This window comes from Dokdonia pacifica, assembly GCF_900188275.1.
Lineage (GTDB): Bacteria > Bacteroidota > Bacteroidia > Flavobacteriales > Flavobacteriaceae > Dokdonia > Dokdonia pacifica.
This window is the reverse complement of record NZ_FZNY01000007.1, coordinates 57,807-72,046: the sequence shown is the minus strand read 5'-3', so window position 1 is coordinate 72,046 and position 14,240 is coordinate 57,807. Positions and strand designations below refer to the sequence as shown.

At 34.5% G+C, this 14,240-nt stretch carries 16 protein-coding genes and 1 tRNA gene; 7 read left to right on the top strand and 10 right to left on the bottom strand.

The genetic code is table 11. The features are described from left to right. The first annotated feature begins 18 nt into the window (after positions 1 to 18). The 4 genes from ctlX to CHB80_RS18880 all read left to right on the top strand — a co-directional run bounded on the left by ctlX (position 19) and on the right by CHB80_RS18880 (position 3,307). Positions 19 to 954: a citrulline utilization hydrolase CtlX gene (gene ctlX / locus CHB80_RS18895; RefSeq protein WP_089373077.1), complete on the top strand. Its 936-nt coding sequence runs from the start codon at positions 19 to 21 to the stop codon at positions 952 to 954. A 13-nt stretch (positions 955 to 967) separates the two neighbouring features. Beyond that, on the top strand, positions 968 to 1,378 hold the full coding sequence (locus CHB80_RS18890) for an RrF2 family transcriptional regulator (RefSeq protein WP_089373076.1): 411 nt from the start codon (positions 968 to 970) through the stop codon (positions 1,376 to 1,378). Positions 1,379 to 1,712: 334 nt separating this feature from the next. After that, positions 1,713 to 1,787, top strand: a tRNA-Pro gene (locus CHB80_RS18885). Positions 1,788 to 2,182: 395 nt separating this feature from the next. Continuing rightward, positions 2,183 to 3,307 (top strand): MBL fold metallo-hydrolase, encoded by a 1,125-nt coding sequence (locus CHB80_RS18880; protein WP_089373075.1) that lies wholly within the window; start codon positions 2,183 to 2,185, stop codon positions 3,305 to 3,307. 1 nt (position 3,308) lies between these two features. Here CHB80_RS18880 and CHB80_RS18875 read toward each other — a convergent pair whose 3' ends face one another. After that, positions 3,309 to 3,743, bottom strand: coding sequence for a c-type cytochrome (locus tag CHB80_RS18875; protein WP_089373074.1), 435 nt, complete (start codon positions 3,741 to 3,743; stop codon positions 3,309 to 3,311). Between the two features lie 4 nt (positions 3,744 to 3,747). Further along, on the bottom strand, positions 3,748 to 4,866 hold the full coding sequence (locus tag CHB80_RS18870) for a PQQ-dependent sugar dehydrogenase (protein WP_089373073.1): 1,119 nt from the start codon (positions 4,864 to 4,866) through the stop codon (positions 3,748 to 3,750). A gap of 230 nt (positions 4,867 to 5,096) precedes the next feature. Here CHB80_RS18870 and trxB point away from each other — a divergent pair, with 230 nt between their 5' ends. Continuing rightward, on the top strand, positions 5,097 to 6,059 hold the full coding sequence (gene trxB, locus CHB80_RS18865) for a thioredoxin-disulfide reductase (RefSeq protein WP_089373072.1): 963 nt from the start codon (positions 5,097 to 5,099) through the stop codon (positions 6,057 to 6,059). Positions 6,060 to 6,178: 119 nt separating this feature from the next. Here trxB and CHB80_RS18860 read toward each other — a convergent pair whose 3' ends face one another. The 8 genes from CHB80_RS18860 to CHB80_RS18825 all read right to left on the bottom strand — a co-directional run bounded on the left by CHB80_RS18860 (position 6,179) and on the right by CHB80_RS18825 (position 12,212). Continuing rightward, a complete protein-coding gene (locus CHB80_RS18860; RefSeq protein ID WP_089373071.1) occupies positions 6,179 to 6,916 on the bottom strand; it encodes a head GIN domain-containing protein in 738 nt (245 codons plus the stop codon). A gap of 117 nt (positions 6,917 to 7,033) precedes the next feature. After that, positions 7,034 to 7,579, bottom strand: a complete 546-nt coding sequence (locus CHB80_RS18855) for a hypothetical protein (RefSeq protein WP_089373070.1) — start codon at positions 7,577 to 7,579, stop codon at positions 7,034 to 7,036. A gap of 6 nt (positions 7,580 to 7,585) precedes the next feature. After that, complete coding sequence (locus CHB80_RS18850) at positions 7,586 to 8,362, bottom strand: nuclear transport factor 2 family protein (protein ID WP_089373069.1); 777 nt, start codon at positions 8,360 to 8,362, stop codon at positions 7,586 to 7,588. A gap of 13 nt (positions 8,363 to 8,375) precedes the next feature. Then, positions 8,376 to 8,825: a nuclear transport factor 2 family protein gene (locus CHB80_RS18845; protein WP_089373068.1), complete on the bottom strand. Its 450-nt coding sequence runs from the start codon at positions 8,823 to 8,825 to the stop codon at positions 8,376 to 8,378. Between the two features lie 43 nt (positions 8,826 to 8,868). After that, complete coding sequence (locus CHB80_RS18840; protein ID WP_089373067.1) at positions 8,869 to 10,602, bottom strand: PspC domain-containing protein; 1,734 nt, start codon at positions 10,600 to 10,602, stop codon at positions 8,869 to 8,871. Then, on the bottom strand, positions 10,599 to 10,940 hold the full coding sequence (locus CHB80_RS18835) for a PadR family transcriptional regulator (protein WP_089373066.1): 342 nt from the start codon (positions 10,938 to 10,940) through the stop codon (positions 10,599 to 10,601). The genes CHB80_RS18840 and CHB80_RS18835 overlap by 4 nt, the downstream gene beginning before the upstream one ends. Before the next feature lie 175 nt (positions 10,941 to 11,115). Continuing rightward, entirely contained in the window at positions 11,116 to 11,664 is a 549-nt protein-coding gene (locus CHB80_RS18830; RefSeq protein WP_089373065.1) for a hypothetical protein, read from the bottom strand. Then, positions 11,664 to 12,212, bottom strand: a complete 549-nt coding sequence (locus tag CHB80_RS18825; protein ID WP_089373064.1) for a DUF4870 domain-containing protein — start codon at positions 12,210 to 12,212, stop codon at positions 11,664 to 11,666. Before CHB80_RS18825 ends, CHB80_RS18830 begins: the two co-directional genes overlap by 1 nt. Before the next feature lie 242 nt (positions 12,213 to 12,454). On the opposite strand from CHB80_RS18825, the gene CHB80_RS18820 reads away from it, so the two are divergent. Next, on the top strand, positions 12,455 to 12,919 hold the full coding sequence (locus CHB80_RS18820) for a DUF4442 domain-containing protein (protein ID WP_089373063.1): 465 nt from the start codon (positions 12,455 to 12,457) through the stop codon (positions 12,917 to 12,919). 59 nt (positions 12,920 to 12,978) lie between these two features. Next, positions 12,979 to 14,154, top strand: a complete 1,176-nt coding sequence (locus tag CHB80_RS18815) for a GlmU family protein (protein ID WP_089373062.1) — start codon at positions 12,979 to 12,981, stop codon at positions 14,152 to 14,154. Positions 14,155 to 14,240: the final 86 nt, after the last annotated feature.

Below are 14,240 nucleotides of genomic sequence, written 5' to 3'. Positions count from 1 at the left end.
TATTATATCTTTTAAAAAATGAAACAAACTACAGATACAATTTTAATGATTCGTCCTGTGCATTTTAGGATGAATGAACAAACAGCAGTCAATAATTATTATCAAAAAGTAGTAGATAATGTAACGCCAGAAAAGCTTTTGCAAAATGCACAACTAGAGTTTGATAATTTTGTACATAAATTAGAAGCTGTAGGTATTCAGGTGGTTGTAGTAGATGATGCAAAAGAAACGGATACTCCTGACGCTCATTTCCCTAATAATTGGATAAGTTTTCACCAAAGTGGTAAAATAGCTACCTATCCAATGTTTGCAGAAAATAGACGTACTGAAAGACGTGAAGATGTTTTTGATGTATTAGAATCTAAAGGATTTACCATTACAGATATTATTGATTATTCTTCTGCCGAAGATGAAAACTTATTTTTAGAAGGTACAGGGAGTTTAATTTTAGACCGTGTGCATCGAAAAGCATATTGTGCACTTTCGCCTAGAGCAGATGAAGAAGTACTCATAGAATTTTGTGAAGATTTTGAATATACACCTGTTATTTTCACAGCAAATCAGACGTTAAATGGTGAGCGATTACCTATTTATCACACCAATGTGATGATGTGTATCGGAGAAAAAATTTCTGTGATATGCTTAGATTCTATAGATGATAAAAAAGAACGTAAAAATGTAATCAAACACCTTAAGGGCGACGGCAAAGAAATTATAGATATCACAGAAGAGCAGGTAGTACATTTTGCAGGAAATATGCTTGAACTAAAAGGAGCAAATGAAACTCCCTATTTGGTAATGAGTAATGCGGCACATCAAAGTCTTACAAAAAAGCAAATCAACCAAATTGAAAAACATGCAACCATCCTTTCAAGTTCTCTTGATATCATAGAAGCCTGTGGAGGAGGTAGTGCACGTTGTATGATGGCAGAAGTCTTTCTTCCAAAAAAATAACGTATTTTGGCATATGCTTTCGCGAAAAACAAAATATGGATTAAAAGCGCTTACGTACATAGCGCGTCAAGAAGAAAATGCAATGATACTCATCCAAGATATTTCTGAGGCTGAGGATATTTCAAGAAAATTTCTAGAAAGTATATTACTTTCATTAAGAAAGGCTGGATTTTTAGGAAGTAAAAAAGGAAAAGGCGGAGGTTATTACCTTATTAAAGATCCTAAAGACATAAAAATGGCAGCCGTTATACGAGTTTTAGAAGGGCCTATTGCTATGTTGCCTTGTGTAAGTCTAAATTTTTATGAAAAATGCGATGATTGTCCAGATGAAGGCAAATGTACAGTGCATGGATTGATGGAAGAAGTACGTGATAGTACGCTTCATGTACTTGAAAATAAAACCCTTGCGGATCTTTTGTTATAAAAAAATAAATTCCTAGTAATTATGTAGGAAATTGTATATATTAGCTTATAATTAAGCACAATGATATTGTCTTAGAAAGATGTCTTTTTTAACTGTGTTTGTAGTTTTCATAGTTATTACTTAACTCATAAACTCTGAGTTGACATTTAGGTTATATTTTTTTAGTAGGATTTAAAAAGCAACCATATATCTTTCTTCAATAGTAGTTGTGCTTTTTTTCTTTTTTAGAAGAATCACTCCACAAATTAAATGATGTAAAAATTATATTTCTACTTGCTTGTCAAGTGGTATCAATATGTCTTAATTATTATATTTGCTTTCGCAAAAACAAATTCGGGATGTGGCGCAGTCCGGTTAGCGTACACGGCTGGGGGCCGTGTGGTCGCAGGTTCAAATCCTGTCATCCCGACTAAGCAGAAAAGTGATTTACGAATGTAAATCACTTTTTAATTTTAGAGAGTATTCAAAACCTAGTTTTGATAAACGATCGAAAATTAAAAAGTAAGAAGCATAGCTTCACTTTTCTATTTGCAACGAAGGGTTTATGAGGATTATCCAAATCCTTTTGCTGGTATTCAAAACCTAGTTTTGATAAACGATCGAAAATTAAAAAGTAAGAAGCATAGCTTCACTTTTCTATTTGTAACGAAGGGTTTATGAGGATTATCCAAATCCTTTTGCTGGTATTCAAAACCTAGTTTTGATAAACGATCAAAAATTAAAAGTAAGAAGCATAGCTTCACTTTTCTATTTGTAATAAAGGGTTTATAAATTCATACCTATCTTTATCAAAAAAAAACGGTTATGATAAAAAGAAGCTCTCCATTCTTACTATTCATATTTTTATTGATTCATAGTTATGTACAAGCTCAATCTCCAAAAATAGAATACATAGCACATGCTGCATTTGTTATAGAATCATCTCAAGGTACACGAGTTGTCATAGATCCATACCATAGCTATAGACAGATGGGATTTACGTTTCCAGAAGATATTCCTGCCGATTTTGTATTGATTACACATCCGCATTATGACCATGATGGAAGTCAGTATTTTAGTAAAAACACACCCATTTTTAGAGATGCAGGAGTTTATCAATATAATGACATCTTTTTTACAGGAATCGGGAGCAAACATAGTTTTGCAGAACAAATTGGAAAATCAGGAAATCAGAATTATAATACCATCTGGGTCGTTGAGATAGATGGGATTAAAATTGCACATTTAGGAGATAATGAAGTCCCAACTGCCGAAGAAATAACACAACTTGCAGATGTAGATTACATCATTGGACATCCTCGAGATGCATATTTTACATTATTTCCTAATGCGGTATATATTCCGAATCATTACTTACTTCCTGAAATCACAAAACATAAAAATTGGATGCAACCTGTAGATGGATGGCTAAAAGATAAAAATGGAGTCGTACAACTAACTACAAATACGTATCAACCTATTCAAGAGGATACTTCTGCAAAAATTTTAGTTTTTACACCTTCCTCTAAAGTTCAAGAATGGTCTACAGCGTACTATAAAACAATAGAGATTCTTAAAGAAGTCTCAGAGCTTCAGAAAGAATCTGAAGTTCAGGATGATGAAGCTATTAGTAAGATATATGATAAAGCTATTCAGTCTGCTCCATTTGTTATGGACGGATATTATGCAAAGGCAATGATGCTTTCGCGAAAGCAAAAATATCAAGAAACCATAAGGCTATTAGAACAAGCTTTTGTAGCAGTGCCAGATATAGATTGGGGTGTAGAAGCAAAAGCTAGAGGATTACTAGCAGAGGCCTATGTAGCAACTCGTCAAGAAGCATTAGCATATCAGCAATATGTATGGTTACATAGACACCAAAGAATTGTAAATAAGAATACTATAGATAAAGCAGCAACGTTTATAAAAAACTATTTAGAGGGAAAGTAATTTACTCTTTCGTTACCTTTTTAACTTGCTCTTCAGTAATCATTGAATCATAAGAGTTGCCCCAGCTATTCATAATGTAATTCATGACATCGGCAACTTCATCTTCGTATAGACCTAGTTCAGCCATTACACCGTTATACGTTTCGCCGTTTACTTTGATCTCACCAGTTTGCCCATACTTTACAACACGTATGGCATTTGTGATATTATTTTTGGTGAGCCAATCTGATTTTGCAAGAGGGGGAAAGGTTTTAGGAATGCCTTCTCCTTTTCCTAAATGACACTGTACGCAATACTCTGTATATACTTCGGCGCCTCGTTCAATACTTTCTTTAAGCGGATCTTGATTTTGAGGTATGTATTCAGGTGTTTCTTTTTGTAATGTAAATCCCATTAATAAACAACCTATGGCACTTATAATAAGTAGTTTTTTCATGTCATTACTTTTTTATCATACGTGCAATTCCAGCACCTTCTATTCCTAAGTATATGTATCCATCAGGCCCCATCACAACATTACGCATACGACCTGCATCTGTTAATAGTTTTTCGCGACCTACTACGGTATTTCCTTTTAAAATAAGACGTTCTATATACTTAAATTTAAGAGAGCCTACTAATAAACTTCCATCCAAATCTCCATATTTACTATTTGAAACAAAATCCATTCCGCAAGGTGCGATAGAAGGAACCCAGTAATATATTGGCTGTTCCATACCTTCTTTTTCTGTAATGTCTGTAAATGAAGTTCCGCTGTAATTAATTCCATATGAAATAACAGGCCAGCCATAATTCTTTCCAGCTTCAGGTATATTTACTTCATCACCACCACGAGGTCCATGCTCATGTGTCCATACAGCTCCCGTTTTAGGGTGAATAGCCATTCCTTGAGGATTACGGTGACCATATGACCAAATAGCTTCCTTAGCTCCAGATTGCCCTACAAAAGGATTGTCTTTAGGAATACTTCCATCATCGTTAAGTCTATATACTTTTCCTCCATCACGTGTAATATCTTGAGGATTTTCATCACGTGCTCCACGATCTCCTATGGTGAAAAAAACATGCCCTTTATCATCAAATACGATACGAGATCCAAAGTGATGACTTTTTCTTGTATTAGGACTTCCTTTATATAAAACTTCCTGATTGGTAAGTGCTGTTCCTGTAAGTTTTGCGCGCATTAAAGCTGTGTGTGCTCCTTCACCATCACCTTCTACAGAGGAGTAAGTAATATATATCCATCCATTCTTTTTATAATCAGGATGTAAGTGTATGTCAAGTAATCCTCCTTGATTACGACTAGATACTTCTGGCACACCAGAAATTATTGTTTTTGCTCCATCTTTAAAGTGAATAAGTTCTCCACTTTTTTCAGTAATAAGCATAGATCCATCTGGTAAAAATGCCAATCCCCATGGGTTTACAAGCTCTGGAACGACCATTTCTATAGTGTAATTGTCGTTTTGTTTTAATTCAAAATCGTTGGTTCTAGTCTCTTGAGCACAACCTAAACTTGTGATCACTAACATGAAGATAAAAAGGAAGTTATTTTTCATGATCTAATTTTTTCGAAAAATACTCAATATTCTTCAAATGTATCCTATTCTTAACATTATCCTATGTTTTGGAATAGACGAATCATTACATTATGTTATTAACTCATAGGATTTCTTGATAACATCTTTGTAAGGATATAGCTTAAAAACCTACTTTTGTAGTGTATATTTACTAACTAATATTATAACAGCGAGAGGTGTTTTATACGCTTTCGCGAAAGCATAAACATATGGAAATTGAACACGTAAAATGCTTAATCATAGGATCTGGACCTGCAGGGTATACTGCGGCTATTTATGCAGCAAGAGCAAATATGGCACCAGTTTTATATCAAGGAATGCAACCAGGAGGGCAGTTGACAACAACCAATGAAGTAGAAAACTTTCCAGGATATCCAGATGGAATTACGGGACCCGCTATGATGATTGAATTAATGAATCAAGCAAAGCGTTTTGATACAGATGTACGCGATGGATGGATTACTAAAGTTGATTTCTCTGGAGATGTACATAAAGCCTGGGTAAATGGAGAGACTGAAATCCATGCCGATACTATTATTATTTCTACAGGAGCTACTGCAAAATATTTAGGACTAGAATCAGAACAAAAATACTTAAACTTAGGAGGTGGTGTATCTGCTTGTGCAGTTTGTGATGGTTTCTTTTACAAGAATCAGGAAGTAGTGATTGTGGGTGCTGGAGATTCGGCAGCAGAAGAAGCACATTACCTATCTAAATTGTGTACTAAAGTAACCATGCTTGTGCGTCGTGATGAATTTAGAGCTTCTAAGATTATGGCTGCTCGTGTTAAGAATACAGAAAATATAGAAATCTTATTTAATACCGAAACAGAAGAAGTTTTAGGAGATGGTCAAGTAGTAACGGGTGTTCGTGTTTTTAATAATAAAACACAAGAGAAGCATGACATTCCTGCAACAGGGTTTTTTGTAGCTATAGGACATAAGCCTAATACAGATATCTTTAAAGACTATTTAGACCTTGATGAAACGGGGTATATTATTAATGAACCTGGATCATCTCGTACAAATGTACCGGGTGTATTTGTTTCTGGAGATGCTGCAGATCATGTATATCGTCAAGCAATTACAGCAGCTGGTACGGGATGTATGGCAGCGCTAGATGCAGAGCGTTATCTTGCAGCAAAAGAAAGTGTTGTAGAAGCAGAAGCTTAAAACCTTCTCTCATATAAATATAAAAAAGCCCGCAATAGTATTGCGGGCTTTATCGTGTGAATCAAGAGCAGTGATTGCACACATAGATAGGTTGGTTTGCTATATTAAGTAGGTTTTGTTTAGTCTTGTGCAGATACACTACCTCCAGAGTAACTCTTCTTAGGCTTGTCTACCTCTTTAGGGTTTCCCCAATAGTCTATATCTCCTCCACTAGAGGCGCGTGCACGTAATTTGTCTGTTACCTGGATGTCTATATTTCCTCCACTAGAAGCATTTGCATCTGCATATTTTGCTCTAAGGTCTCTAGCATTTATAACACCACCACTAGATACATCGGCGTCTAATTTTTCTGAGCTTCCTGCTAGACGTATAGAGCCTCCGCTGCTTACATCGGTATCTATATTACGTACAATAGCTTCGGCTTTTATAGATCCTCCACTAGATACATTAAGGCTTAAATCTTCTCCTTTTAAGACTTCTTTAGTCACAATGTCGGCGCCACTATTTGCACTTATAGATTGTAGATTTCCTACATAGGTAACAAATACTTTTTTTGATGTTGCACTGCGTATGTTGTGTTCAGAGTAGATTTTTAAGGTGCTTCCTTTTACGTAAATATCTGCTAGTTCGATAAGATTTTCATCTGCTTCTACAATTACAGATACTTCTGATCCTTTTTCTAAATATACATCCCATCCACTTCCAGCAGTTACGCCGTCAAAGTCTTGTGTGATGTTAAAGTTTTCTGTTTGTACATTTCCATTACCTCGTACTTGGTTAAATGAGCCGTCAAAGACACAAGATGTAACCAAAAGCGAAGTGAATACCCCGATAATAAATTTAATTAGTGTTGTCATGATTCCTTTATTTTGATTGTTTAATTGATTGTAATGAATGATTCCTCTTTATTGATACTGTAAAAGTGCTCCATTATATGCTTTCGCGAAAGCGTAAAAAGCCCAATTGTTATTTTTTCAGGCTGAGTTGTACTTTTTCTTATTTATATATTGTAAAATTATTCTTGGAAGCTTATATGCGATGATATATAGTGTCCAAAAAATGATTCCAAATAGCAACGGTAGTATAGCTCCAAATACATATGTCATTGCTAGTATATATCCTAATAAACATTCTGGTCTATATATGGGGATAAAAAATGCACTTACTATAAGAGCTACTGTCATATATAGAAGGATTGTTTCAAAACCCATCATAAATAAAATGGATGATACAATACCATAAAGAAGAAACCCTATAAAACCATATGCTATTGATGCGCTTATGTTTTTTGGTTTTTCTTTGAGCACTCTAAGTTGTACGAGGTATAATAAACCCCATGTGATTAGAGGTATTGTAATAGCTCCCCACCAATTTGAAAACCCTGGGTATTCATCATTATGTAATATATAATGTGTTGGAACACCTTCATGAAAATAATCCCAAGCTAAAAACGACCACATTAATAAGCTTACTACTATTGTAAATAATAATCGATTTTTAAAAGAGAAATGTATATTCATGATCTTTTATTTTTCTATACGAATTGCTTCTTCTACGTTTTTACCGTTTTCTAGAACGATAAATTTTTCAATGCTTCCATCTTCTCTTGCAATAAACTTTAGAGCAATAGGAGCTTGTGGATGCGCAAAAGTATTTGTTGATTTTGCTACCAAATCTGCTTGCATCTTTCCAGCATCAAGATGCATAACATTATCTTTTATAGATATGATTATATTCCCTGTCTGAGGTGCTTTATAATTACCGGCATAGCTTGCAAGCAGTTTAGTAGCCACTTTAATTCCATTAGTATTGATCTCTGGTGCTTTGTGATCATAGCTCAAAACACGTGATATTTTCCACCCTGTGTCTTCTTTAAGCCACAGATGTGTAAATTGAGATACTTCGGTTTTGTATAATTCTTTACCAGATTCTTTGATAAAAAATTCATGAACTCCTTTTTGAATAGCCCCATATAAAACGCCGTTTTTACGAAGTGGAAAAACAGAAAGGCTATTAGGTACTAATTTGCGAATGGGTTTTTTATTCTCATCACACATATTTGTAATAAAAGAAGTTATAAATGTTTCCTTTCCTTTGGTAACACCCCCTTTATCATGAAAAAATTCAAGGTCTTCACTTAGCGCTGTTTCCATCGCCTCTTTACTACAGTTGTTAAAACCTTCTTCAAAAAGAAGTGCATCCATTTTTTGTAGTTCTAAAAATAATTCAGAATCCTGCTGGACTTGTGCCAGACTCAAAAATGGAATAAAAAGAGCTATTATAATTGATTTATAAATGGTCATTGTTGTTGATTGATTAATGTAAACTGATGACTTCTGCTATTTCCCATTTGGTAGCATTTACTTGCCTCCAAATCATAATAAATTTAGTAGGCTTAGGCGTCGCATCGGGTTCTTGATTATTATAAAAAGAATGTAATCCCATAGCAACAGCTCCAAAATCTTTAATAGCATGCACCTCTAAACTTTCTGTTACAAGTGTTCTAGTTACTTTATTACAGATATTACGTTCAATACTGTTTATAATATCTTGTTTCACAGTACTAAGCCCTCCATTATCGTGGTAAAACTTGATATCTTCTGCATATAAATCGGCTTGTGTTTTAAGATCACAGGTGTTATATGCATCAAAATACTGTTTGTCTAGTGCTGCAATTGTTTTAAAAAGTTCAGAATCTTTAGCTACTTGTCCTATTCCTATAAAAGGAATGAAGAGAAGAAATGCTATGAGTCTTGAAGATGTCATTAGTTTGTTTTTTGATTGATGAATGAATGTTACTTACTTCTTTTTATATACTATCTTTTTGAATATTAGTTTCTACTCTTTCTTCAGTTGTGCTTTCTGTGGGCTCGTCTCTTTCCCAATCTGGAATTTCTTGTCCTTCTTGATAAGAGCGTTGTTCCCATTCGTCTTCACGATTTGAAGATGAGCCACGTTCGCTTTTTGTACATGTATCACATACTAACTCACCTCTTTTCATGAGTAAGTATTTTTCTTCATTACCATTTTCTAGTAAATCTCTGTAACGACTGTCATTACGGTGATAACTGTAAGTATTACTATCTGCATAGAGCGTAGTGCCTTCAGGAAGGTATAAGATTACTTGTACTTCTTGACTTCTAAATTTACTACTGGCTACTGTTGTAAAGAAACCATCTAGGTATAATGTATTGTCTATTACTTCAAAGTTATAGTCTATACGACTCGCTTCTTCTTGGGCAGCAGTAAAACTACGTCCGTTAGTTTCCTTTTGGATTTTTAAATACGCATTGTCTTCTGTAGTACTACGTACAATAAGGCGTACGTTACGTCTCATATATACACGCTCTCCATTGTTGTCATATTCCATAAGGAAATTATTAGAACGACGTAACTCTCCAGGAAGAATATCACTTCCTTGCATTCTAATAGATAATGTGTCATTTGCTGTAATCGCAAGGGTTTCTTTAGTGTTTACTTTTCCTGTAAATGAATGTTCTGTTGCTTCACGTATTCCGATTACTCCAAGACCAATAACAGAGAGCAACCAAATTCCTAATAGTGATAGTTTTCCTGCTAATGGCATTGATTTCAAATTACCTGCTAGTATTTTTAATCCTAGATAGAAAAGAAAGAAAAATGGAATTCCAACCGCAAAGAATGTTAATAATGAAGCCAACCAAAGTGGTATACCAGCTGTATGAATATAATCTCCATAATTCCCTAAATCTCCATAGAATATATCAAATGTACCTGCTGTAAATAACCCTACAAATAGTGATATCACAACGGCTGCACCAGTAATGATAAAGAGTACTCCTATAATTTTTGCGAGTACCTTTAAAAAGAACATGATTATTTTTCCTATAGTTTGGAAAAACCCTTGCGCTCCTTTTTTAGCTTGGTTTCCATATTTGTCATAATCTACATTTTTTACCGCGTCAGCCACATTTTCAAATCCTTCTTTTACTTTTTCTTGAATATTGTCAATGTTAACTGCCTTTCCCGTCATTGAGAGTTTATCGGCTGTAGAGGTTGCTTCAGGCATTAAAATCCATAATAGGATATAGATCAATATTGGAGATCCAAAACCTACAAGTACTAAGAATACCCATGCTAGACGAATCCATATAGAGTCTATCCCAAAGTAATGTCCTAAACCACTAGAAACCCCTCCTATATATGCATTATCTACATCTCTGTATAATTTTTTACCATTACCAGAAGACTGTGTTCTTTTTGATTTTTTACTTTTTGGAGCATCTTCAAAGATATCGTCATCTACCATATAGTCTTCAGGTTGTCCCATCACGGCTATAACTTCATCTAACTCTTTGACACTTATTACTTGACGCGCATCTTGAATTTTAGTACTAAAAAGTTCAGAAATACGAGCTTCTATATCTGCTATAATTTCATCTTCTCCCGTAACGCCCTCAAATGAACGTTTGATCGCAGTGAGATAGCGTTGTAATTTGGCATACGCATCCTCATCTATATGAAAGAAAATACCGGCTAAATTTATATTTACTGTCTTGTTCATTTTTTTGATTTTTTTGTTGAGGTTACTACCGTTACTGCGGTTTGTAATTCATCCCAGGTGGTTGTGAGTTCATTTAAAAAGAGTTGTCCTGTTTCCGTAAGTCCGTAGTACTTACGTGGGGGTCCGCTTGTGGATTCTTCCCAGCGATAATTAAGCAATCCTGCGTTTTTAAGCCGTGTAAGTAATGGGTATATTGTACCTTCTACTACAAGTAATTTAGCATCTTTGAGTGTGTCTAAGATTTCGGCTACGTATGCATCGTCGTCTTTTAATACAGACAGGATGCAATACTCTAGCACGCCTTTACGCATCTGTGCTTTGGTGTTTTCAACCTTCATAGATTTCCATTTTAATATGCGTTAAACTGTTCATTTTTTGATTGTTCTAAACAAATGTTTAGATAATTTGATTGATTGTGATTGATGATGAATTTTCTTTATACGCTTTTACACTTCGCTCTTCCTATGATCGTGAATCTCACTAGTTCGCTTTCGCGAAAGCGTATATTGAATTTTAATTATAAACCATAGGCTTAATAATTGTTTGATCTGTAAATACCAATGCAGCTATAAAAAAGCTAATGATAAAATAATTGATGAGATTAAATTTCCAGTGATATTTATAGGTCGATGCCATTTTATATACGAGTCCAAATAACAGCAATGATACAAGAATAGGTAAGGTCATTTTTCCAATACCTAGTGATTCACTTATTCGTGCTTCATCATTTGGATTAAGTAACGATATCGCGGCTGCTAAAAAACGTTGAATAAACGCGATAAATAATAATATATATACATATTTGTTGTCTTTTTTACGTAATACATAAAAGAATATTCCAGCAGTAATGATTGTAAATATGGGACCTGCTGCACTTACTAACTGACGTTCCCAATCATGTGCATAAGCACCTTCTGTAAGGGTTACTGTGTTTAAAGTCATTGTCATATCATATCCCAATAGCGTACCCATCGTGTAATGTGCTAGCTCATGAAAAAAGAAGGATAGAATTACAAAGACTCCAATCGAGAGAATAAGCTTTATGTTTATAGTATGATCCATTATTCTTCTGAACTACTTTTTTCTTCGGTTGCTTCCTGAGTAGTTTCTTCTTGAGTTGTACTATTTGTTTCCTCATCTCCAGACGACTTGATAAAATTGATGGAGAGCGGATACTTATAATTTTGCCCATTAGATGCTGTGATCGCAGCCGAAATAACACTTACAATTTCAAAAATAGCAAGCCCTAATGCGAGAGTTCCTACTATAATTGCAATAATTAGTAATGTACTCATATTAGCAAAATCCCCATGAGTATGAAAATGATCATTAATAATAAGATGCCCATTAGTCCCTTCTAACTTAATCGCTTGCCATACAAAAAATGGAATACTTATAATCACTAATGCAATGGTATAGATGAGAATACTTAATTGAAAATTAATAGCATCTCTACCATGCTTTTCTACAAATTTTGATTTGTTTTTTTGAGCACTCCATAAAATGAGAGGAGCAATCAAATTACCAAAAGGAATAAACCACTTACTAAAGGTAGATAAGTGTATAAATGTGCTAAGATTTTTTTGATGTGTTGTTACAGTGCTTTCCATTACTTACTAATTTCTTATACAAATATATGTCTTTTAAAAGGTATTATGTTACGCATAGTACTAAAAATTAACATTTTATTAACTTTTTTAAATATACAGTATTTGGTTTAAGTTACTGTTTATTAGTGTTTTGTGTTAAGTATTGATAATTGAGTTTTTTTTGTAAAATATAATAGGGGGAGTACTTGTGAGATAAAGTCTAGCCTAAAATTTATCACTATTTTTGTCTAAAATAGAACCAAATGAAGTTTCCAAGTCCTAGAAAGTTTAACTTTTATACCATGGTAAAATTACCAGCAGCATGGTTTACGGGAGTCCGATTAAAAACAATAGATGAAAACTCGTGTACAGTGCAAGTAAAACACCGATGGATTAATCAAAATCCATTTAAAAGTATGTTTTGGGCGGTACAAGGTATGGCCGCCGAACTTTCTACAGGAGCACTTGTGATATCATATATACAGAACTGCGATTATAAGATCTCAATGCTAGTGGCAAGTAATAGCGCTTTTTTTACTAAAAAGGCAACAGGACGTATTACATTTACGTGTCAAGATGGTGCCCTAATTAAGGAAACTATAGCAAAAGCTATTCAAACTGGAGAAGGCCAAACTTGTAGTATGAAATCTATTGGTGTTAATAAAGAAGGCATACAAGTAAGTCAGTTTAACTTTGAGTGGACAGTTAAAGTTAAGTCTAAAAAGTAATACAGTTATCTGTTTCTTTTTTCTAATTTCGTATTTCTAACAATCAAGCTTGTCGTATCATGAATTATATTCTTTTTGACGGAACCGTTCGTAACCAATTATTACCCTTTACATATACACGTCCCGTAGCAGATATTCGTATAGGTGTTTTAACTATACGAGAAAAATGGGAACATTTTTTAGGGTATACTACTTCTACTGTTACAGAAGAATACTTGAGTGATAAATGGCCTATGGTAGAGTTTCCTGAGAATGTCATGATCAATGCTTCTTATTTACCTACCCCTAATCTGGCGACTATTGTAAAGGGAATGACAGAGGGGCAAGCTATTTTTGATGGTGAAGAAGTAATTGCTTTTTACACAAAAGAAGATCAGGAAGTAGATTTTGATACCTATGATATTATTGAGTATACTTTCGAAGATCTATTTAAAATAGAGCATACTTGGGATATTTTCTCTAAAAACGCTCGTGCTATAGCCGAAGATTATGCTCTACTTACTGAAGGAAGATCTTCGCAGCCTATTCCGCAAATGGTGGTAGCTCTGAATGCTGCCGATATTTTTATAGAAGAAGGTGCAACATTGCCTTTATGTTCTTTAAATGCAGAAAATGGTCCTATATATATAGGGAAAGATGCAGAAATTATGGAAGGTTCTATGATTCGTGGTCCATTTGCATTATGTGAGCATGCTACTGTAAAGATGGGTGCAAAAATATATGGTGGCACTACTGTGGGGCCTCATTGTAAAATAGGAGGAGAGGTGAATAATGTGGTGTTGTTTGGGTATTCAAGTAAAGGACATGATGGTTTCTTAGGCAATACAGTTTTAGGTGAATGGTGTAATATTGGTGCCGATAGTAATAATTCTAACCTTAAAAATAATTATGCATCTGTAAAACTATGGGATTATGAGACAGGACGTTTTGCAAATACAGGATTACAGTTTTGTGGCCTGATGATGGGTGATCATAGTAAGTGTGGGATTAATACCATGTTTAATACAGGTACGGTTATAGGAGTAGCAACCAATATTTTTGGGAGTGGTTTTCCACGTAATTTTGTGCCTTCATTTCAATGGGGAGGTGCAAATGGATTTGTAACGCATCTTCCTAAAAAAGCATTTGAAACGGCTCGTATTGCCATGGCTCGTCGCGATATAGAATTGACAGAGCAAGATGAAGCCATCTTAAATCATGTATTTGAAGAGACAAAACAATACCGAAGAGAGTAATTGTTTTTTCGCTTTCGCGAAATAGCTATTAGTCGTTAGGTCTTATTAATTCTATATCTCACTGTTATGTGATTTCTCGTCGCTCG

Bases quoted from the DNA above. Each gene is read 5' to 3' on its own strand.
- ctlX (WP_089373077.1), top strand. From the start codon at position 19: ATGAAACAAACTACAGATACAATTTTAATGATTCGTCCTGTGCATTTT.
- CHB80_RS18890 (WP_089373076.1), top strand. From the start codon at position 968: ATGCTTTCGCGAAAAACAAAATATGGATTAAAAGCGCTTACGTACATA.
- CHB80_RS18880 (WP_089373075.1), top strand. From the start codon at position 2,183: ATGATAAAAAGAAGCTCTCCATTCTTACTATTCATATTTTTATTGATT.
- CHB80_RS18875 (WP_089373074.1), bottom strand. From the start codon at position 3,743: ATGAAAAAACTACTTATTATAAGTGCCATAGGTTGTTTATTAATGGGA.
- CHB80_RS18870 (WP_089373073.1), bottom strand. From the start codon at position 4,866: ATGAAAAATAACTTCCTTTTTATCTTCATGTTAGTGATCACAAGTTTA.
- trxB (WP_089373072.1), top strand. From the start codon at position 5,097: ATGGAAATTGAACACGTAAAATGCTTAATCATAGGATCTGGACCTGCA.
- CHB80_RS18860 (WP_089373071.1), bottom strand. From the start codon at position 6,916: ATGACAACACTAATTAAATTTATTATCGGGGTATTCACTTCGCTTTTG.
- CHB80_RS18855 (WP_089373070.1), bottom strand. From the start codon at position 7,579: ATGAATATACATTTCTCTTTTAAAAATCGATTATTATTTACAATAGTA.
- CHB80_RS18850 (WP_089373069.1), bottom strand. From the start codon at position 8,362: ATGACCATTTATAAATCAATTATAATAGCTCTTTTTATTCCATTTTTG.
- CHB80_RS18845 (WP_089373068.1), bottom strand. From the start codon at position 8,825: ATGACATCTTCAAGACTCATAGCATTTCTTCTCTTCATTCCTTTTATA.
- CHB80_RS18840 (WP_089373067.1), bottom strand. From the start codon at position 10,602: ATGAACAAGACAGTAAATATAAATTTAGCCGGTATTTTCTTTCATATA.
- CHB80_RS18835 (WP_089373066.1), bottom strand. From the start codon at position 10,940: ATGAAGGTTGAAAACACCAAAGCACAGATGCGTAAAGGCGTGCTAGAG.
- CHB80_RS18830 (WP_089373065.1), bottom strand. From the start codon at position 11,664: ATGGATCATACTATAAACATAAAGCTTATTCTCTCGATTGGAGTCTTT.
- CHB80_RS18825 (WP_089373064.1), bottom strand. From the start codon at position 12,212: ATGGAAAGCACTGTAACAACACATCAAAAAAATCTTAGCACATTTATA.
- CHB80_RS18820 (WP_089373063.1), top strand. From the start codon at position 12,455: ATGAAGTTTCCAAGTCCTAGAAAGTTTAACTTTTATACCATGGTAAAA.
- CHB80_RS18815 (WP_089373062.1), top strand. From the start codon at position 12,979: ATGAATTATATTCTTTTTGACGGAACCGTTCGTAACCAATTATTACCC.